The organism is Mycolicibacterium sarraceniae, from assembly GCF_010731875.1.
GTDB classification, from domain to species: Bacteria; Actinomycetota; Actinomycetes; order Mycobacteriales; family Mycobacteriaceae; genus Mycobacterium; species Mycobacterium sarraceniae.
Map to the genome: position 1 here is coordinate 4,093,335 of NZ_AP022595.1, position 19,462 is coordinate 4,112,796.

At 66.5% G+C, this 19,462-nt stretch carries 17 protein-coding genes and 2 pseudogenes; 4 read left to right on the forward strand and 15 right to left on the reverse strand.

Annotated features, from left to right (window positions below; all coding sequences use genetic code 11):
* Positions 1-4 precede the first annotated feature (4 nt).
* Positions 5-499, reverse strand: a complete 495-nt coding sequence (locus G6N13_RS20470) for a gluconokinase (RefSeq protein ID WP_163699900.1) — start codon at positions 497-499, stop codon at positions 5-7.
* Between the two features lie 124 nt (positions 500-623).
* On the opposite strand from G6N13_RS20470, the gene G6N13_RS20475 reads away from it, so the two are divergent.
* Positions 624-1,343: a FadR/GntR family transcriptional regulator gene (locus tag G6N13_RS20475; RefSeq protein ID WP_163699903.1), complete on the forward strand. Its 720-nt coding sequence runs from the start codon at positions 624-626 to the stop codon at positions 1,341-1,343.
* A 2-nt stretch (positions 1,344-1,345) separates the two neighbouring features.
* Here the strand turns inward: G6N13_RS20475 and G6N13_RS20480 are convergent, their stop codons facing one another.
* The 3 genes from G6N13_RS20480 to G6N13_RS20490 form a co-directional block, all read right to left on the reverse strand.
* A complete protein-coding gene (locus G6N13_RS20480; protein ID WP_235677845.1) occupies positions 1,346-2,185 on the reverse strand; it encodes a DUF4333 domain-containing protein in 840 nt (279 codons plus the stop codon).
* A 170-nt stretch (positions 2,186-2,355) separates the two neighbouring features.
* On the reverse strand, positions 2,356-4,341 hold the full coding sequence (locus tag G6N13_RS20485; RefSeq protein ID WP_163699905.1) for a DUF7064 domain-containing protein: 1,986 nt from the start codon (positions 4,339-4,341) through the stop codon (positions 2,356-2,358).
* Between the two features lie 83 nt (positions 4,342-4,424).
* The gene (locus G6N13_RS20490; protein ID WP_163699907.1) at positions 4,425-5,945 is read right to left on the reverse strand and encodes a carboxylesterase/lipase family protein; all 1,521 of its coding nucleotides are present in this window, start codon (positions 5,943-5,945) and stop codon (positions 4,425-4,427) included.
* 76 nt (positions 5,946-6,021) lie between these two features.
* On the opposite strand from G6N13_RS20490, the gene G6N13_RS20495 reads away from it, so the two are divergent.
* Positions 6,022-6,711, forward strand: coding sequence for a hypothetical protein (locus tag G6N13_RS20495; RefSeq protein WP_163699909.1), 690 nt, complete (start codon positions 6,022-6,024; stop codon positions 6,709-6,711).
* 112 nt (positions 6,712-6,823) lie between these two features.
* Here the strand turns inward: G6N13_RS20495 and G6N13_RS26370 are convergent.
* A pseudogene (locus tag G6N13_RS26370) lies at positions 6,824-6,928 on the reverse strand (cation diffusion facilitator family transporter); the annotation flags it as partial.
* A 55-nt stretch (positions 6,929-6,983) separates the two neighbouring features.
* The gene (locus G6N13_RS20505; RefSeq protein WP_163699914.1) at positions 6,984-7,343 is read right to left on the reverse strand and encodes an ArsR/SmtB family transcription factor; all 360 of its coding nucleotides are present in this window, start codon (positions 7,341-7,343) and stop codon (positions 6,984-6,986) included.
* Between the two features lie 87 nt (positions 7,344-7,430).
* On the opposite strand from G6N13_RS20505, the gene G6N13_RS20510 reads away from it, so the two are divergent.
* Positions 7,431-8,810, forward strand: a complete 1,380-nt coding sequence (locus tag G6N13_RS20510) for an HNH endonuclease signature motif containing protein (RefSeq protein ID WP_163699915.1) — start codon at positions 7,431-7,433, stop codon at positions 8,808-8,810.
* Here the strand turns inward: G6N13_RS20510 and G6N13_RS26245 are convergent.
* Together G6N13_RS26245 and G6N13_RS20520 are read right to left on the reverse strand one after the other, a co-directional pair.
* Positions 8,776-8,917 (reverse strand): annotated as a pseudogene (locus G6N13_RS26245) (LLM class flavin-dependent oxidoreductase); the annotation flags it as partial. The gene G6N13_RS20510 and the pseudogene G6N13_RS26245 overlap by 35 nt on opposite strands.
* Before the next feature lie 251 nt (positions 8,918-9,168).
* Positions 9,169-9,498 carry a hypothetical protein gene (locus G6N13_RS20520; RefSeq protein ID WP_163699917.1) on the reverse strand — a complete coding sequence of 110 codons (330 nt, stop codon included), beginning with the start codon at positions 9,496-9,498 and terminating at the stop codon, positions 9,169-9,171.
* A gap of 144 nt (positions 9,499-9,642) precedes the next feature.
* Here G6N13_RS20520 and G6N13_RS20525 point away from each other — a divergent pair, with 144 nt between their 5' ends.
* Positions 9,643-9,981, forward strand: a complete 339-nt coding sequence (locus tag G6N13_RS20525; RefSeq protein WP_102807615.1) for an RNA polymerase-binding protein RbpA — start codon at positions 9,643-9,645, stop codon at positions 9,979-9,981.
* A gap of 3 nt (positions 9,982-9,984) precedes the next feature.
* Here G6N13_RS20525 and G6N13_RS20530 read toward each other — a convergent pair whose 3' ends face one another.
* The 7 genes from G6N13_RS20530 to cobN all read right to left on the reverse strand — a co-directional run bounded on the left by G6N13_RS20530 (position 9,985) and on the right by cobN (position 19,111).
* Complete coding sequence (locus G6N13_RS20530; RefSeq protein WP_163699920.1) at positions 9,985-10,758, reverse strand: polyprenol monophosphomannose synthase; 774 nt, start codon at positions 10,756-10,758, stop codon at positions 9,985-9,987.
* The gene (gene lnt / locus G6N13_RS20535) at positions 10,755-12,491 is read right to left on the reverse strand and encodes an apolipoprotein N-acyltransferase (protein WP_163699921.1); all 1,737 of its coding nucleotides are present in this window, start codon (positions 12,489-12,491) and stop codon (positions 10,755-10,757) included. Before lnt ends, G6N13_RS20530 begins: the two co-directional genes overlap by 4 nt.
* A complete protein-coding gene (locus tag G6N13_RS20540) occupies positions 12,484-14,112 on the reverse strand; it encodes an amidohydrolase (protein ID WP_163699923.1) in 1,629 nt (542 codons plus the stop codon). Before G6N13_RS20540 ends, lnt begins: the two co-directional genes overlap by 8 nt.
* A gap of 44 nt (positions 14,113-14,156) precedes the next feature.
* Entirely contained in the window at positions 14,157-14,624 is a 468-nt protein-coding gene (locus tag G6N13_RS20545) for an FxsA family protein (RefSeq protein WP_163699925.1), read from the reverse strand.
* 81 nt (positions 14,625-14,705) lie between these two features.
* The gene (locus G6N13_RS20550; protein WP_163699927.1) at positions 14,706-15,107 is read right to left on the reverse strand and encodes a PPOX class F420-dependent oxidoreductase; all 402 of its coding nucleotides are present in this window, start codon (positions 15,105-15,107) and stop codon (positions 14,706-14,708) included.
* 41 nt (positions 15,108-15,148) lie between these two features.
* On the reverse strand, positions 15,149-15,529 hold the full coding sequence (locus tag G6N13_RS20555; protein ID WP_163699930.1) for a PPOX class F420-dependent oxidoreductase: 381 nt from the start codon (positions 15,527-15,529) through the stop codon (positions 15,149-15,151).
* Between the two features lie 9 nt (positions 15,530-15,538).
* Positions 15,539-19,111, reverse strand: coding sequence for a cobaltochelatase subunit CobN (gene cobN, locus G6N13_RS20560; protein WP_163699931.1), 3,573 nt, complete (start codon positions 19,109-19,111; stop codon positions 15,539-15,541).
* Positions 19,112-19,462 lie beyond the last annotated feature (351 nt).

Here is a 19,462-nt window from a genome sequence, read left to right on the forward strand (position 1 = left end):
GGCGTCATGCTCCTTCGGCGCGGGCTACGTAGGTGTCGATGATCGAATCGATGCTCTGGTCGACGTCGATGCTGAATCCGTGTTCGTCGGGATCGAGAGGTTCGAGGGTCTCGAATTGCGAGTGCACCAGGCTCGCGGGCATGAAGTGGCCCGGCCGACTTGCCTGCCGGCGGGCGACGACATCCTCGGTCCCGCTGAGATGCAGGAACCTGACGTCGGCGCAATGCTGCCGGAGTTGGTCGCGATAGATGCGCTTGAGTGCCGAACAGCTCATCACCCCGCCGTCGCGGTGTTCGGCAAGCCACTGACCGATGGATTCGAGCCACGGGTAGCGGTCATCATCATCGAGCGGATGCCCGGCGGTCATCTTGGCGATATTGGCCGGCGGGTGGAAGTCGTCGGCATCGGCGAAGGGAGCACGCAACCGCTGGGCCAGCGCCGCGCCAACGGTTGATTTCCCCGAGCCGGACACTCCCATAACGACGATGGGTAATGGCATGCCTGCGTCTACCCTGCTGTGGCCCATGCCACACAGCGTTCTTTAATAGTCATACTTTTGCAAGACCTACGCATCTTGAATCGGCTTTTAGCTCGCTATTGCCTATCTATGACAAGATGTATCCGTGACACCAGAGCCAATCGTGAGCGAGCTGCACAGCAATGTGTTGACCGCGCTCGGCGAAGGCATCGTGTCCGGGCGCTATCAATCCGGCCAGGTACTGACACTCGACGGAGTCAGCGCCGAGCACAGCGTGTCCCGTTCGGTGGCCCGCGAGGCCATCCGGGTGTTGGAGTCGATGCGGATGGTCGCCCCCCGTAGGCGGGTGGGCATCACGATTCAGCCGTCCGTCAAATGGAATGTTTTCGACCCCAGGGTGATTCGGTGGCGGCTCGACGCTGGCGACCGGACCGTACAACTGGCGTCACTGTCGGAGCTGCGGCGTGGTTTCGAGCCCGCAGCCGCCGCTTTGGCCGCGCGGCGGGCCGATCCCCATCAGTGCCGCATCATGGCGGCCGCCGTGTCCGACATGGTGGTACATGGCCGATCCGGGGATTTGGATTCATACCTGTTGGCGGACAAGTTCTTTCACCGCACGCTGTTGGAAGCCAGTGGCAATGAGATGTTCCGTGCCCTCAACGACGTGGTGGCCGAGGTGCTCGCCGGGCGCACCCATCACGGCATGATGCCCGCCCGCCCCAACCCGACCGCGATCGAACTGCACGATGAAGTGGCGCGGGCGATCCGACTGCGCGACGAGGCCGCCGCCGAATGCGCGATGCGCGCGATCATCGACGAGTCGGCCGCCGCGCTGGCCGAGGCTTTGCCTCCCCGGCCAACCTGACCTCAACCGGCGGGCTTGTAGTTGAAGTCGATCCGGTCGCCGTTGACTTCCGTGACGGTCAGGGCGAAGTCCTGGGTCTCGGGGCCCGCGACCACCGTGCAGGTGAGGGAATTGCCGACCTTGCCCTCCAAGTCGCCCGCGCACGTCGCCGAATCCGGCCGGCTACCCAGCTGCGTTGCGAGCTGATCCAGCAGCGAGCTTTCGACCTGAGCCTTCTCCAGCACCGGCAGCACGTTGAAGTACATCATCAGACCCTCGACTCTGGTGACCACGACGGTGCGCTTCGCTGTCGCGCCGGCGACCGTGACATCGCAGTGAGTCTCGTTGCCCAGCTTGCCATCAAGGCCGCCGTCACAACTCACCGAGTCAACCGTGACATTGGAGGCGCTGGCCACCAGACCGGACACGCCTTTCTCCAGTTGGGTCTTCGACAGCGCCGGGGTCATGTCATAGCTGACGGTGGTGCCTTCGACTTTCGTGACAGTGACGACGGGTTCGAAGCTGTTGTCGCTGCTGAGCATCACCTCGCAGCGAGCGATCTTGCCCACCTCACCCTTCAGGTCGTCCTTGCAGGTCACCGTCTGCGGCTTCTGCCCGGCTTTCTCCAACCGCTGGGAGATGTCTTTTTCGAGATCGGTTTTCGACACCGACACCCCGGTGCTGGCGCTGGATGAACACCCCGCCAGTACCGCACCGGCAAGGCCTGCAGCCGCGAGCGCGGCACCCACCCGCGGCAGCACCATTGTTGAAAGCATGATGACCTCCGGCAGATGTGGCGGCGATGCGGTGGCCCGCACGTCCGCGAGCAAGATACCAAGCGACCGTTGCGATAAGGCGTTCATGGGTGGTGGTTCACCACAACGGTGACCGGGTAGGCGCTGAAGGAGCACATCGAGTTACGGACCGATCACCCGGCAGGTTATCGCCGGCGGCGATGTTCCGGCGGCCACCCCGATGGGCCTGCGCCGCGACGAGCTCGACGACACAATTCAGCAGGGGTGTAACCGGCGCCTCAGAGGTTCCGGTTCCACTCCACCCAGCCGACACCGGTCCGGCCGTCGGTAGTCTCGACGCCAACCCAGGCCCGCGGGAACAGGCTGATCTGTCCGTCCGGTCCGATTAACCGAACGGGTGCGTGGCCTCGGATGTCGACCGTCGTCTGTACCGGGCCGGGCTCGTAGACGATGCTCGTGGTCGCCGGCAGGTGGTTATCGGCGAACCTCGCCTGGGCGGTGACAGCCGTCGTCTCGATGACCGGCTCGCCCGAGCGCTGTACATAACCGACGCTGATCGGCTCGATGCCCGGGATGCGCAGATCCACACCGTGCAGATGCGTGCCGTCCTCGAGGTGCAGTGCACTCCACACCCAGTCCATGCTCCACCAGTCCCGCACACCGTAAGAGTGGTCGCGCTGCCCCGGGATCGCCTCGAACTGGCAGACGCGATCGCCGATGGTGACGGTTCCGGTAATGGTGCAGGGAATTTCATAACGGCTGGTGATGCGGTACGCATACGGGATTCCGACCGACGTCCACGTGAGGTCCATCGTCAGCTCGACGGGCCGTCCCGGCTCGTCCAGCAACAGATCCGACGGATCGTCATATTCCTCTGCGGCACCGCGGACTTCGACGCGATAGGACTGCAGTGGCGTGATCGCGCCGTGGCGCAGTTCGGCGCCGTCGGCGCGGGCCACCGTGGGATCGGCGGGCAGTGGCACCTCGAAGTTCACCAGCGCGACGGTCGGCATATCGGGGCCGCACACCAGCGCATTGATCCACGCGACGTTCTGATTGGGCACCAAGCCGAGCCGGATCCAGCCCCCGACACCCTGCGATAGGTCGGCGAAATCCCAGTACCAGCTTTCGTTCCAGAGCGCCTCGTCGCCCGGCGCGTGGGCGCCCTCGTCTGCCGGGTCGGGTGTCAGCGCCGGAGGAGCCTCACCGGTGGGCAAGAGGTCCAGGGCCGCGGTATCGAGCACGTGGCTGGTGTGCCGGTCGAGCATCGTCAAGAACATCCGGTCGCCCCGATCAGTGCGCTCTACGAGCATCGACGACACCACCGCCATCATCACGCCTGCGAAACTCTGGCGCCGCACGCCGTCGCGCACGTCATCGAGCGTCAACGGCGAATCAGGGCCGAGCCCTTGGTGATACGCGCGTAGCAGGTCATCGTAGCGGGCCCGTCGGTCCTCGATGCCGACCGCGCACCCGATAAAGTACGCGACGTCGGTCATCGCCGGGCCCCAGGTGACGGTCTGCCAGTCCACCACAGTGAGGTCGCGCCGGGACCCGGGGCGACCGAACAGCATGTTGTCCAGCCGGTAGTCGCCGTGCACGAGTCCCTTGACCCGATCGGACCCGGATTCCTCGGCCAGGTAGGCATCGAAGCCGGCCACCAGGCGTTCGCACACCAGCCGCTGATTGGGGGTGATCGCATCCCCGTAGCGGTCGGCAAACCCGGCCCACAGCTGGCCGACCAAAGCCTGGTTCAGCGGAGCCGGACGGGTGAGCCATTCGGCATCCGACAGGCTCTCGCTGCCGATCACCGGGGCGTGCAGGCGGCCCAGCTGGGTCAGCGCGAGTACGGCGTCATCGATTGTGGCGCCCAGGATTTCGTTGCCGACCTCGGCGGGCGCGGCGTCGTCGAGCAGTAGCGCGAAGACGCCCGTCTCGGGGTCATAGGCCGTGTGATAGCACTCGGCAATGGGACCGCCCAGGCCCGGCGCCACATCGGAGTAGAACTTCACCTCCCGCTCGTAGAGCCCCAGCGCGAGTCCGGTCTGTCTGCTGGTCGGGTCGGTGGCGGCGACCTTCAGGACCACCGAAGCGGGACCGTCGTCGCCGTCGCCGTAGGTCAGCCCGATGCGATAACACTCGCTCATCTGGCCGGTGCCGATGCGGTCGATGCTGAACCCGGTCACCGGTGCCCCGATCGTGGCTGCCAACCATTCGGCGGTCAGATCACTCGGGCGTTCGATGACGATGTCATTGGTCTGCACGCGACCAACGTAAGACAGATCAGCGGCCGCACATAGGGTTTTGCGGCCATTTCTTGACGGGTGTCAATTCAGCCCTGGTCAGGCTAGCGGCTGGCGAGGGAAAAGCCTTCCCATGCCGTGCGGCGATGAGCGTGCGGATCGTGTTCGACCCGGGTGCGCCGGTCGAATACCAGTACCGGGCGCTCTGGAGCGGTGTAGCGCGGCCAATCATCCCCGGGCACCCCGGTACGGCTGAAACTGCGCCATCGGGTCTGTACGTCGCGACTGACCTGCAGCGCCGAGCGCTGATCCATGGCCGCGGTGAGCGCCGACCCGAATCGGGTGCGGTAGATGTCGAAGACGGCCAGCAGTTCGGTTGCATGGGTGGCCCCCAGACCCGACCAGCGCAGGGTCCGCGGGGCGTAGTCATAACGGTACACATATGTCGACGCATGGGCAGCGTGCGCTTCGGCGATCTGCCAGGCGGCCGTCCCGAACGCGAAATCACCGCCGAGCGCCACACAGGCGTCGGCGCGGGGATAGCCCGGGTAGGCGGCGGTAATCCGTTCTCGCGCTTGCGGATCGGCGGCCGACAACAGCCGTTCAATCGCCGGCTCGGTGGTCGGCAGCAGTTTCATGAACCGGGTGAACAGCTTTCCCTCGTCGGCGTTGGTGCCGACGATCAGCGGCACCTTGTGAGCGGCACCGCGGCGCATCGCCGCAACCGGATCATCGGGCAGCAGGTCATCGCCAAAGGTCGGGCCGAGGGAAAACGCACCGTCCATTTCGGTGAGGCTGCGCTCGAGGAGGGCATCCAGCGCGTCGACCAGATCCCGGGGCCGGGCCCGCATGAGAGTCTCGGCGCCGTCGTCGGCACCGGCGCCCAGCAGCGCGGCGAACTTTCCCGCGATCTTGGCCGCCGTCTCCGGTCCACTCACCAACCCGGAGGCCGGACTCTCGGAAATGGCTTGGGCGAAAAGCCCTTCGGCCACCGGAACCGCCATCAGGGTCGCGACCGCGTGGGCACCGGCACTCTCACCGAAGATCGTCACGTTGGCGGGGTCACCACCGAAAGCACCGATATTGTCGCGCACCCAGCACAGCGCCATGACGAGATCACGCAGGAAGAGGTTGCTAGCGATCGGAGTGTCGGGGGTGGACAGCGATGACAGGTCCACACAACCCAGCGCGCCAAGGCGATAGTTCACCGACACGTAGACGCAGCCACGGCGGGCCAGCGCGGCGCCGTCGTAAATCGGGGTGGCCGAACTGCCCAGCAGATAACCGCCGCCGTGAATGAAGAACATCACCGGCAGGGGTTCGTGATCGGGCTCGGTACCCGACCATTGTGGGGTCACGACGTTGAGCGTCAGGCAGTCCTCACCCATCGGCTGGTACTTGCCCACCCCCAACATGGTGTAACGCCGCTGCTGAGGGGCGCAGTTGGCGAACCCATGGCAGTACCGCACACCGCGCCAGGGCTGCGGAGGCTGCGGCGCGCGGAATCGCAGCGCCCCGACCGGCGGACGCGCGTAGGGAATCGAACGCCACCTGTTCACCCCGCTGCGGGTGAACCCCTCGACGACGCCGCTGCCAGTGCTGGCGCGGACGGTGTGTTCGTGCATCACACGACGGTAGCGAACATCTGGCTCCTCGACGTGCCTGACAACCCCGACGGCCGGGGGCAGCTAGCCTGTCGGGATGCGGATAGCCGTGTTGCTCGCGGCGTCACTGCTGGTCGCGGGATGCTCCGGGTCCACAGGCGGCCAGGCGAAGCAGACCCAACTAACCCCGATCACACCGACGCGTACGGGCACATCAGCCTCAGCGCCGAGATCAGCGCCGTCGAGCACCTCGTCGGCACCGGCGCCCGCGGGCGGACTGCCGATCGCGGAGGCGATCACATGGATCGAGGCCGGACCGCCGATCGATGCCGCGCAGTACCACATCGCGCTGCGCGGTTCGGTCACCACTGATCTCGGCGACGACATCGCGTTCACGACGCCGGACGGCACGAGCTGCATGACCGATGCCAAGCACGGTTCCCCGGGCCTGGCCTGCCTGGTGGAGTTCACCAACCCCCCGCCGCGGCCGCAGGACGTCTACGGCCAGTGGAAGGGCGGCTGGGTCGACTTCGACGGCGGCAGCGTCCAGGTCGGTTCGGCCCACGGCGACCCGGGGCGCTTCGCGAGCGGTCAGGGCCGCGCATTGCCCACTGACACTTCATTGTCCTTCGCCGATTATCGGTGCCGCACCGATGCGAACGCGTTGGTGTGCGTGAACTACGCCAAACAGTCGGCGGTCCGCCTGTCTGCCGATGGGGCCGACGCGTACGCCTGTGCGCAACAAGTGACGCCGCCACCGGGAATCGGTGCGCGGTACGTCTGCTAACGCGCGCCGGGTAGGCGTGCACGACGGCGGCGGTGAGCTTCGGGGTCGCGTGGGTGAGATCGTGTTCGGCACCGTAAGCGATGCGATGTGCTTCGGTCAGTGTGAGATTGGGGATCGACCCGGACATCACGACGATGACGATCTGACCGATTGCGCTGAGCCCCAACACCACAAGGCTGATTTTGACCGCGCGGATGCCGGCCGCACTGTCGCGCAGCGCACCGTCGACCCGGCCCTGGTGCGGTCGTGGGTGTGATCGCGCCCGTGGGCCATCAGGCGCTCCCCCGTGCCGGCAGTTCGTGCACACCACGGTGATGCGCGGGCATGCCGCCGGCGGCATGCCCGGCGTTGAACACCGCGTCGGTCACCAATTGGCGGACGTGGTCGTTTTCCAACCGGTGGAACACCTGGGTGCCCTCGCGACGGGTCCGCACCAGACGGGCCATCCGCAACTTGGCGAGATGCTGCGACACCGACGGCGGGGGGTTGCCGACGCACTCGGCGAGATTGTTGACGCTGAGTTCGCCGTCGATCAGCGCCCACAACAGCTGCACGCGGGTGGCATCGGCCAACATCCGGAAGACCTCCACGACCAGATGAGCATGGTCGTCAACCAGCCCGCTTATCTGCATCCATAAGCAGATAACAGTGAAAGGCTGGAACATCTTCACTGTTCGCGAGGTCTTTTTCTGTCGGTGGCTCGGAGTATTCTTTCGAACATGAGTTCGATCGATGCGGCGCGCGAGGCGCTTACCGCTGCGGTCGACACTCTGGTCGCGCTTGATTTCGAAGCACTTGAACCGCCCGATCGGTTCACGGTCCTGGAGTGGATGGAGACCGAACAGCGTCGCCTGAGGGCGGTGTCCCATACCGGGGTGGCTCAGCTGGAGCAGTTCGAGGGCTGCCCGCCGGTGGGGATTGCGTTGGCGGATGTGTTGCGGATCAGCCGCAAGGAGGCCAACCGGCGGATCCGCAACGCCGAACAACTCGCGCCACGGACCACGCTGACCGGAGAACCCCTGCCACCCCAATTGCCAGAAACCTCGACCGCGTGGCACGACGGACAACTTGATGGCGAGCACCTGCGGGTCATTCAGAAGTTCTTCGGCGACCTCCCCGACCATGTCCCGCCAGTCGAGATCGAGAAGGCCGAGCAGTCCTTAGCCCAGCATGCGGTGAATCTGCGCCCGGATCAGCTGGAGAAACTCGCCCACCGGCTCGCACTGCATCTCAATCCCGATGGAACGTTCTCCGATGAGGACCGCGCCCGCAAGCGCGGGTTTGTGTGGTGTGGGGGTCAACAGGTCGACGGGATGAGCGTCGGCCGGCTGGTCGCCGACCCCGAACTGCGATCCATGCTGGATGCCTGGTTCGCCAAGTTCGCCGCCCCCGGCATGTGCAACCCCGCCGACCAAACCCCCACCACCACCCCGACCGAAGACGTCGCCCAACGAGATGGGCGTAGTCACGGTCAACGCCAGCACGACGCCTTGACAGCCTTGGTACGCGGGCAACTCGGCGATCCGAAACTAGGCCAGCACAACGGGTTACCCGTCACGGTCATCGTGACCGCCACCCTGCAGGATCTCCAAGCCAAGACCGGCCACGCCGTCACCGCCAGCGGAATACTGCTCCCCATCCCCGACGTCATCCGCATGGCCACCCACGCCTACCACTACCTAGCGCTGTTCAACGGCGTGAACGGACAACCGTTGTGGCTGGGCCGCACCAAACGCATCGCCTCACCGGATCAGCGAATCATGCTCTACGCCAAGGACCGTGGTTGCACCCGCCCGGGCTGCGATGCACCCGGCTATCGCTGCGAAGTCCACCACGTCGACGAATGGGCCAAAGGCGGGCTGACCAACATCGACACACTCACCCTGGCCTGCCCACCCGATCACCGACTCCTCGAACAAGGCTGGAAAACCCGAAAACTCGCCAACGGCGACACCGAATGGATACCACCACCCCAGCTACCACTGACAGCCGGCACCAACGACTTCCACCACCCAGAACGACTACTGGGGCCAACAGACGGCGCCACTCAGGCGGCGAGCACTCCCTTGCCCCCAGGATCGGGAAGACACCCTCGGTGAACCAGTAGGCCTCTTCCAGATGCGGATAGCCCGACAGGATGAACTCGTCGAACCCGACATTCCGGTACTCCCAATTCAGTGGCGACTTCTTCGTGGCTGCTAGGCAGGCGCCAACACTGGGCTGTCGCGCCCACAAACCCTAGGAATCGGCACCACTCGGTCAAGCGTTTGATTCGTGATGACGAAAAGAGACCGGCCCCCGGACGACCGTACCGCCGGACCGCAGTTCGTAGTTGGGAGTGTCCAGCACGAATTCGTCAAAGCGCCAGACGCCCGATTGGGCCACCGATGCAGCCGACTCCCGGGGGCACGCATCGATCTTGGCTGTGAAATTGGGGCGCTGACCGATGCCGTCACGTCAGCGCCACCCGTCGGCAGCCTTGGCGGCCTGAACCAGCGCATCGCACAGTTCGCGCAGCTCATGGGTGGCAGCGCCCTCATCGACCGCGGTGGCGACGTCCTCGGCGGCGCAACGCACCTGATAAACCCGATCGGATAATTCGGCGGCCTCGTCGGCGGAAAGCACCACCGCGTCCTCGGGAATCGCACTACCCTTGACCAGGGCACGCTGCTCATAGGCGCGCTGCCGGCAGGACTGGCGGCAGTACTGCCTGCGCCGGCCCATCCCGACGTCAGCTACCTCGCGGCCGCACCACCGGCACGGCTGGGAACGGGTCCGACGCGTCACGCCTTGAGACTGTAGACGGGTTCGCGCAGTGATCCCGGTATCGTGGGGGGTCGAGTCGGGAACCCTAATGTGTGCTCTTGCGTTGACTACCCGGACTTCATAGAGGGCTCCGGCCCTGGATAGACACCGTAAGGAGAGTTGACGATGGCTGATCGTGTCCTAAGAGGCAGCCGGCTCGGAGCCGTGAGCTACGAGACCGACCGCAACCACGACCTGGCACCGCGTCAGATCGCGCGGTACCGCACCGAGAACGGCGAGGAATTCGAAGTTCCGTTCGCCGATGACGCCGAGATTCCCGGCACCTGGCCCTGCAAGAACGGCCTCGAGGGCACGCTGATCGATGGCGACCTGCCGGAGCCCAAGAAGGTCAAGCCCCCGCGCACCCACTGGGACATGCTGCTGGAGCGGCGTTCGGTCGAGGAGCTCGAGGAACTGCTCAAGGAGCGTCTGGACCTGATCAAGTCCAAGCGCCGTGGAAGCTGACCGCTAGCGGACGACGCCGCGAGCGCGGTCCATGCGCCCGCCGATGCCCCACTGCGCGACCTTGACCAAGGCTTCGCGGATGTTCGAACCGCTCATTTTCGAGACTCCGAGTTCGCGCTCGCAGAACGTGATCGGCACTTCGATCACGGTAAAACCGCTGTTGATCGTGCGCCAGGTGAGGTCGATCTGGAAGCAGTAGCCCTTCGAGTCGACGGCTGACAGGTCGAGCTTTTCCAGCACCTCGCGCCGGTAGGCGCGGTAGCCGGCGGTGATGTCGTGGATGCCGACACCGAGCAGCACCCGTGAATAGGTGTTGGCGGTCTTGGACAACACGAGGCGGCGATAGGGCCAGTTACGGACGGTGCCGCCCTGCACATAGCGCGACCCGATCGCCAGATCCGCGCCGTTGTCGATGGCGTCGAGGAGCCGATAGAGCTGCTCGGGGGCGTGGCTGCCATCGGCGTCCATCTCGACCAGCACGCTGTATTGCCGGCCCAGCCCCCAGGCGAACCCTTCGAGGTAGGCCGCGCCCAAGCCGTCCTTGGCGGTGCGGTGCATGACGTGAACCCGGTCGGGATCGGCCAACGATAGCTCGTCGGCGAGCTCCCCGGTGCCGTCGGGGCTGCCGTCGTCGACGATCAACACGTGGACGTCAGGACGAGCCTTGTGCACGCGACCCACGATCAGCGGCAGGTTCTCCAGCTCGTTGAATGTGGGGATGATCACCAGGGTGCGCTGACTGGGAAGCTCAGCGCCCGTTTTGCCCCGGTCGGTCATGACTCTCCTTTGTCGTGCTGTCCGGCCAGAGCGGAGGATGATTCGCCCTGCTCCGGCGGGTTTTCGCCATCGTCTGCGCCCCCGGACATGCTGGTTACGTCGCGTTCCCGTCTTCTACGGCGAAGCGGACGTATGAACCAACCATTGTGCAGTATGGCGGCCATCAGAACGGCAACGGAAGCTCCGACCAGCACCCACTGCACCAACGGCCCCCATCGGGTGGCCGGGGTTTCGCTGGTTTTGAGCCGCACCACGACGTCGAGGTAGGCCGGCGTGAAGAACTGCGTCCGGGCCAGTTCTTGGCCGTCTGGCGCGATCACGGCGCTGATTCCGACGGTCCCGGCCACCACCACATAGCGGTCGTGCTCGACGGCGCGGGCGCGGGCGAAGGCCAGGAGCTGCTCGCTCATATTCTGGTCGAACGTCGCGTTGTTGGTAGGAACCGCCAGCACCTGCGCGCCGTTGCGGACCGACTCGCGCAGCGCCCGGTCGAAGATGACCTCCCAGCAGGTCGCCACCCCTACTGGAACTCCGGCGGCATGCACGACACCCGATCCGGTGCCCGGCACGAAGTACCCGGCACGGTCGGCGAACGACGACAGATGCCGGAAGAAGCCCCGCCACGGCATGTACTCGCCGAACGGCTGAATGATCTGTTTGTCGTGGCGCTCCCCCGGCCCGGCGACGGGATCCCAGACGACGGCGCTGTTCGACGCCGCCGGGTTATCCGGTGTCCAGTCCGGCCGGGCGACGACGGTGCCGACCAGGATCGGCGCGCCGATCGCCTGCGCGGCCACGCTGATCTGCTGGGCAGCGTCGGTGTTGGTGAACGGGTCGATATCCGAGGAGTTCTCCGGCCAGATCACGAACTGCGGCTGGGGTGCCCGTCCCGCGTGCACGTCCTCGGCCAGTTGCACGGTCTGGCGCACGTGGTTGTCGAGGACAGCGCGGCGCTGGCTGTTGAAGTCCAGGCCCAGTCGCGGCACGTTGCCCTGGATCGCGGCCACCGTGACGGTCGGCTCATCGCCCGCGCCACCGGCGGCCCGGCGTACCTGCGGGGCGGCCACCGCGGTGGTCAGCAGGACCGCGGTTATGCAGAGCCCGGGCATCAGGACACCCGGTAGCGACACGTGCACGGCCCTCTCCGCGGCACCGCTGTGCTGCCACGAGCGCACGATCTCCAGTGTCAGCGCGGCCAGCGACGCGCCCAGAAGAGCGATCCCGAACGACAGCAGCGGCACACCGCCGAGCCGGATCAACGCCAGGAAAGGCCCGTTCGTCTGGCCGAAACCGACTATGCCCCAAGGAAATCCACCGAACGGCACTGTCGACTTCAGCCATTCCGACAAAGTCCACATCAGTGCGAACCACAGCGGCCAGCCGGGCACCCGCCGGACCATGACGGCCAGCAGGCCGAAGAACGCCGGGAACAGCGCTTCCATCGCGGACAGCGCGAGCCAGGGCACCGGCCCGACGAATCCGCTGATCCACGGAATCAGCGGGATGTAGAACGCCAAACCGAACAGGAACCCGTAGCCCAAGCCGCCGGCAGGCCTGGTCTTGGGATGTATCAGGATCCAGCTGAACATCGCCACACTCGGCACCGCTGACCACCACCAGCCGATCGGTGGGAAGCTGATGCACAGCAACAGCCCGGCGGTCACCGCAACCAGCAGACGCATCAGTCGCGGGGGCAGCGCGGTGCGCAACCACGTCAGCAACCGGTTAGCCATAGAGCACGACGCCTCGATGCACGGTCTGGCGGCACTGCGGGAGTGGATCGCCTGGCTCCAGCCGGGGCAGGGCCGGCACTCGCGAGCGCGGGTCGGTGGACCAGCGCTGCACGCTATCGGCCGGGGCGCTCACATCGAGCTCAAGCTCATTCCTCGACTCGCTTCGCGCCTGCCCACCGCCGGCATCCCAGACTGCGTAGGACGCGGGAGCACCGGCCACTAACGTGCCGGTGATCCCATCCCGCGCGCCCCCGGCCCGCCAGGCGCCTCTGGTTGCGGCGGCAAAGGCCGCGCGCACGGAGATCGCGCTTCCCGGCGTTTGATGATGGCTGGCCGCACGGACGGTTGCCCAGGGGTTGATGCTGGTCACCGGGGCATCTGAACCGAACGCGAGGGGCACGCCTGCCGATGCTAGTAGTGAGAACGGGTTGAGCAGGGCGGCTCTGGCGGAACCGAGGCGCCGGGCGTACATGCCGTCGTCGCCGCCCCATAACGCGTCGAAATTGGGCTGCATACTGGCGGTGATCCCGCACTGGCCGAGCATGGTCGCCTGCTCGGCGGTCACCATCTCCAGGTGTTCGAGCCGGTGCCCGCAGCGCGCGACCGCGGGTGCCCCGAACCGCTCCACGAGCAGCGTCACTGCCTCGACCACCGCTCCTACCGCCGCGTCGCCGATGACGTGGAATCCGGCTGTCACACCAGCCTCGGTGCAGGCGATCAGGTGTTGGGCGATGCCGTCGGCCTCCAGATAGCAGTTTCCGGTGCGCTGCGGCGCATCGGCGTACGGCTCACACAGCCATGCGGTGTGTGAGCCCAGTGCGCCGTCGACGAACAGATCGCCGGCCAGCCCGCGCGCGCCGGTTGCCTCGATGAGTGCCTTGGCTTGAGCGGCGCTGGCGGCCGCCTCACCCCAGTAGCCGAGCACTTCGACGCCGTGTTCGGTGGCGCGCAGCTCCTGCCAGTCGTCGATCCCGCCGATCTGCGGTCCGGCGCACTCGTGTGCCGCGACGATACCGGCCGCGGCCAGCGCATCCAGCGCGGCGAGCCGGGCGTCAGCGCGCTGCTGCGCCGTCAGTAGGTGGCGCGCTTCACCGCGGACCAGGTGGTGGGCGTCGGCCGAGAGTGGCCGCTGCGGGTCATACCCGGCGACCGCCGGTAACCCGGGAACACGGTCCCGCAGCGAGGTCGAGGCGACGGCCGAATGCACGTCGACGCGGGCCAGGTAGGCGGGCGCGAGACCAGTGACGGCGTCGAGCTCGGCGGTACTGGGCGCGTCATCGCGCGCCCAGCCGGTGTCATCCCAGCCGTGCGCCCAGATCGGTTGCCCCGGGTGGGCCGCCACGTGTTCGGCGAGCAGGCTAAGACAGTGCTGTTTGGAGGCCGCCTCGGTCAGGTCCAGCCCGGTCAACAGCAGGCCGGTGGAGGTGAGGTGGATGTGGCTGTCGACGAACGCGGGTGACACGAAGCCGCCCTGCAGGTCGACGAATTCCGCGTCATCGAACTGCGAACGGCCGACGTCGTCACTGCCCAGCCAGGCCACGACGCCGTCGCGCACCGCCATCGCGGTGGCGGCCGGATGCGACGGGCTATGTATTCGCCCGTTCAGCAGCAGTGTGGTCACGGTGGATCAGTCTGCCCGGCACGGACCCCGGCGGGCGCAGAGGGTCAGTTGCGCCGGACGATATTGGCGTCGTGGACAGGTCCCTGAACCTGCTCCTCAACGACCTCGCCGTCGATGTAGGCACCCCGACCGGAGTATCCGGGGGCGGTCAGGTTCACGACGGCAACCCGGCGGGCGATTCCGCGGGTGAGCAGCATCCCGGCCACCGGCCGTACCACGCTGCGGGTCGGCGGCACCAGCATCAACGCACCGAGCGCGGTACTGACCAGGCCGGGGATGAACACCAGGATCGTGCCGAGCGCGACCAGCATGCCGTCGGCCACCGCACCCTGTGGGTCGGTGCGGGTGCGCTGCAGACGCAGGATCTGGCGCTTGACCTGGGAGCCTGCCAGCGCAACGCCGATCACGGAGCCGCCCAGCAGGATGAGCAGCGTCCACCCGAGCCCGACGGCCCAGGTCAGGGCGGCCAGCGCCGCCAACTCGACCACGACGTAGAGCAAGAACGTCCGCATCACCATGCATCGTCAACGAGCCGGCTCGGCCACCGGTTCCGGTGAGGCTGATAGGAGCCTGTGAGTTCTACTGCGGAGTGGTCACCGATGCGGGGTGATCTCGAGGGCCACGTGCACCTTGTCGATGCCGCCCCGGACGATGCTGTGCAGGTAGAACCACACCGAGTGCTGCCAGTAGCGGCGCAGCACCTTGTTGTAGACCGCGCGGGTCTCCGTGTCCGGCAGCACCCGGGCGGTCGCCTCGACGGCGCCACCCTTCGGCTTTCCGAGCGCATGAGATTCGGCGATGGTGACCCGCGCAGTGTTGCGAATCCGCTTGACCTTCCAGGACACCCGGTCGGTGATGACCAGCAGGCGCTCGCCGTCAAGGACTCCCCAGATGGCCGTCGGCTTGGGGGTGCCGTCCTTGGTGAACGTGGTCAGCAGTAGGTATTTCGCCTGGGCGACATCGTGGAAGGTGGGGTTCGACACCGGGTTGGCCATGCGTGACTGTTCCCATTAGCCGGCCGTTTGAAGCATCGACTTCAGGCGGCCCGCAACTCGATGCCAATCGTGCGCTTGGTGCCGCCGCGCAGCTTGCTGAAGAAGTTGAACACGTGGCCGATAATGCCGTAGCGCTTGCCGATCGCCTGATAGACGCGCTCGGTCTGAGATTCATCGAGCACACGCGCCACCGCCTCGACGGCTTCGCCCTTGACGTTGCCTCGCATATCGCAGACGGCCACCGTCACCCGCGGCGTGTTGCGGATGCGCTTGACCTTCCAGGCGTCCTTTTCACTGATCACCAACGCTGTGTTGCCATCTGGGACCACCCACACAGCGGTCGGCTTGGGCCGGCCGTCCTTGGTAAAGGTGACCAGTGAGATGTATTTCGCCGCGACGACGTCAGCGAACGTAAGTGCCATCGCTCCAATCTAGCGCGCTTCGAGGTCGCCTTCAGTTTCCAGCAGCACCTGCCGCAGCCCGTCCAACGTGGCTTGATCGGGGCTCTCCCACATCCCGCGCCCGACCGCCTCGAGTAGGCGCTCCGACATGCCGTGCAGCGCCCAGGGATTGGACTCGTTCATGAACTTGCGGTTTTCCGGGTCCAGCACGTACTTCTCGGTGAGCTGCTCGTACATCCAGTCGGCCATCACGCCTGCAGTGGCGTCATAGCCGAACAGGTAGTCCACCGTCGCGGCCATCTCGAACGCGCCCTTGTAGCCGTGTTTGCGCATGGCGGCCATCCATCGCGGATTGACCACACGGGCCCGGAACACGCGGGTGGTCTCCTCGGACAGGGTGCGCGTACGCACTGCGTCCGGGCGGGTGTTGTCGCCGATATAGGCCTCAGGCGCCTTACCGGTCAGTGCCCGCACTGTCGCGACCATGCCGCCGTGGTATTGGAAGTAATCGTCAGAATCGGCGATATCGTGCTCGCGCGAATCGGTGTTCTTGGCGGCCACCACGATTCGGCGGTACTGCATCGACATATCGTCGGCGGCCGGTCTGCCGTCGAGTTCACGCCCGTAGGCGAATCCGCCCCAGGCGGTGTAGACCTCGGCCAGGTCGGCGTCGTCGCGCCAGTTGCGGCTGTCGATCAGCTGCAACAGACCCGCCCCATAGGTTCCCGGCTTGGAGCCGAAAATGCGTGTGGTGGCGCGCCTTTCGTCACCGTGTTCGGCGAGGTCGACCTGGGCGTGAGCGCGCACGAAGTTCTGCTCGACGGGCTCGTCGAGTCCGGCGACCAGCCGTACCGCGTCATCGAGCATCGTGACGACGTGCGGGAAGGCGTCGCGGAAGAATCCGGAGATCCGGACCGTCACGTCGATGCGGGGCCGGCCGAGCTCGGCCAGCGAGATGGCCTCCAGGTCGACGACGCGACGCGACGCGTCATCCCACACCGGCCGGACACCCAACAGCGCAAGGACTTCGGCGATATCGTCACCCGAGGTGCGCATCGCCGAGGTACCCCAGACCGACAGCCCTACCGATTTCGGCCAGTCGCCATGATCGGTGCGGTAACGCTCAAGCAGCGAATCCGCCATGGCCACACCGGTTTCCCAGGCCAGCCGGGACGGCACGGCTTTGGGGTCGACGGAGTAGAAGTTGCGTCCGGTGGGCAGCACGTTGATCAGACCCCGCAGCGGGGAGCCCGACGGACCGGCGGGGATGAACCGGCCATCCAGTGCGCGCAATATCTGGTCGATCTCGGCGGCCGTTCCGGCCAGCCGCGGCACGACTTCGGTGGCCGCGAATCGCAGGATCGCTGCCACACCCTCGTCATCGGTCAGTTGGCCGACCCGGGCGGCGTCCCAGCCGGTCGTCTGCAACCCGGCGAGCAGGGCGCGGGCCCGCTGTTCGGCCTCGTCGACGCTGACCCGGTCAGCGGTGCCATCCTCGGCCAGCCCGAGGGCCTGGCGCAGACCGGGCAGATGCTGCTCGCCGGCGAAGAGCTGACGGGCCCGCAGGATCGCCAGCACCAGATCCAGTTGCGCCTCGCCCTCCGGTGCCGCACCGAGGATGTGCAGGCCGTCGCGAATCTGCACGTCCTTGATCTCGCAAAGCCAGCCGTCCACATGCAGCAGCATGTCGTCGAACGAGTCGTCCTCGGGCCGCTGCGCCAGACCGAGATCGTGGTCCATCTTGGCCGCGCGCATCAGCGTCCAGATCTGCTGGCGGATCGCCGGCAGTTTGCCCGGGTCGAGCGCGGCGATGTTGGCGTGCTCGTCGAGAAGCTGTTCCAGCCGGGCGATATCGCCGTAGCTTTCGGCGCGCGCCATCGGCGGGATGAGGTGGTCGATGAGCGTGGCGTGCGCACGGCGTTTGGCCTGGGTGCCCTCCCCCGGGTCGTTGACCAGGAACGGGTAGATCAGCGGCAGATCACCGAGTGCGGCGTCGGTGCCGCAGGCCGCCGACATGCCGACGGTCTTGCCGGGCAGCCACTCCAGGTTGCCGTGCTTGCCCAGATGCACGGCGGCATGGGCGCCGAACCCGTTTCGCACCCACAGGTAGGTCGCCAGGTAATGGTGACTCGGCGGCAGATCGGGATCGTGATAGATCGCCACCGGGTTCTCACCGAACCCGCGCGGCGGTTGTACCAGGATCACGATGTTGTCGGATTGAATTGCGGCGACGACGATCTCGCCGTCCGGGTCGTGGCTGCGGTCGACGAATAGTTCACCCGGCGGCGGACCCCAGTGGGCGACCATCGCCTCGGTCAGCTCGGCGGGCAGCGTCGCGAACCATTCCCGATACTGCGCGGCCGGGATCCGGATCGGATTACCGGCCAGCTGGCCGTCGCTGAGCCAGTCGGGGTCCTGGCCGCCGCGTTCGATCAGCGCGTGCATCAGAGCGTCACCATCGCGAGCATCGACGCCGGGGATGTCACCGATGCGGTAGCCGGCGTCGCGCAACGCGTGCAGCAGGGCGACTGTGCTGGCCGGGGTGTCCAGCCCGACCGCATTGCCGATCCGCGAGTGTTTGGTCGGGTAGGCCGAGAACACCAGGGCCAGCCGCTTATCGGCCGGCGCCACCCGGCGCAGGGTGGCGTGTTTAACGGCCAGGCCGGCCACCCGGGCGCACCGCTCGGGGTCGGGGACATACGAGATCAGACCGTCGGAGTCGATCTCCTTGAACGAGAACGGAACCGTGATGATGCGGCCGTCGAACTCCGGCACCGCGATCTGAGTGGCGACATCCAGTGGACTCAGGCCGTCGTCGTTGGCCGACCAGGTCTCCCGGGAACTCGTCAGGCACAATCCTTGTAGGATCGGAACATCAAGGGCAGCAAGGTGTTTGACGTTCCACGTGTCGTCGTCGTGGCCGGCCCCCGCGGTCGCCGGACGAGTTCCCCCGGCGGCGAGCACGGTGACCACCATGGCGTCTGCGGTGTCGAGCAGCTCCAGCAGTTCGGGTTCCGGCGTACGCAGTGAGGTGCAGTACACCGGAAGTGCGCGCCCGCCGGCGTGTTCGATCGCGGCGGACAGCGCCTCGATGTAGGCGGTGTTGCCGGCCAGCTGCTGAGCCCGGTAGTACAGCACCGCGATCGTCGGCCCGTCTCCCGTTCCCGCGGCGCGCTCCAGTACGCCCCAGGCCGGGGTGACCGCCGGCTTGTTGAAGCCGATTCCGGTCATCAGCACGGTGTCGGAAAGAAACGCGTGCAGCTGGCTCAGGTTATCCACCCCGCCCTGCGCCAGATAGATATGAGTCTGGACGGCGATCCCCGCGGGCACCGTGGAGCGCTCCATCAGATCGGCGTCAGGAGCCTGCTCGCCGCTGACGACGACAGTCGGTCGCCCGCTGGCCACCACCGCGTCGAGACCGTCTTCCCAGGCCCGGTACCCGCCCAAGATCCGCACCACCACCAGATCAGCGCCGTCGAGCAGGTCGGCCAGCTCACCATCGATCAGTCGGGCCGGGTTGGCCCACCGGTAATCCGCGCCGCTGGCGCGGGCGGTGATCAGGTCGGTATCCGACGTCGACAGCAGCAATACGGTGGGAGGCACCCACCATTCGTACCGTATGGCTAGCTTGGTGGTGCGCCGGTGGTGGCTCACTTCACCGTGTCGAACGCCGGTCCAGGTGCGGCCACCAGCAGACGACATATGTCACGCGCAGTCTGAACCGAGACCACGACAGCCAGCACTGTCCATCCCGGCGTCGCTCCTTTCGTCCGGGTCCGCAGGACCGGGGTGGCCCCGGCATCGATCGTCACGCTGAGGTCTTGAGTCAGAGCATGAGTGACCGGATCCAGTAACGCATCACGGGTCCACAGTGACGGCGACGATACGAACCTTCCTACTCAGGCGTTCCCCGGCACTGTGAACACATTCGGATCGCGGCTAGCGCAAGGGTGT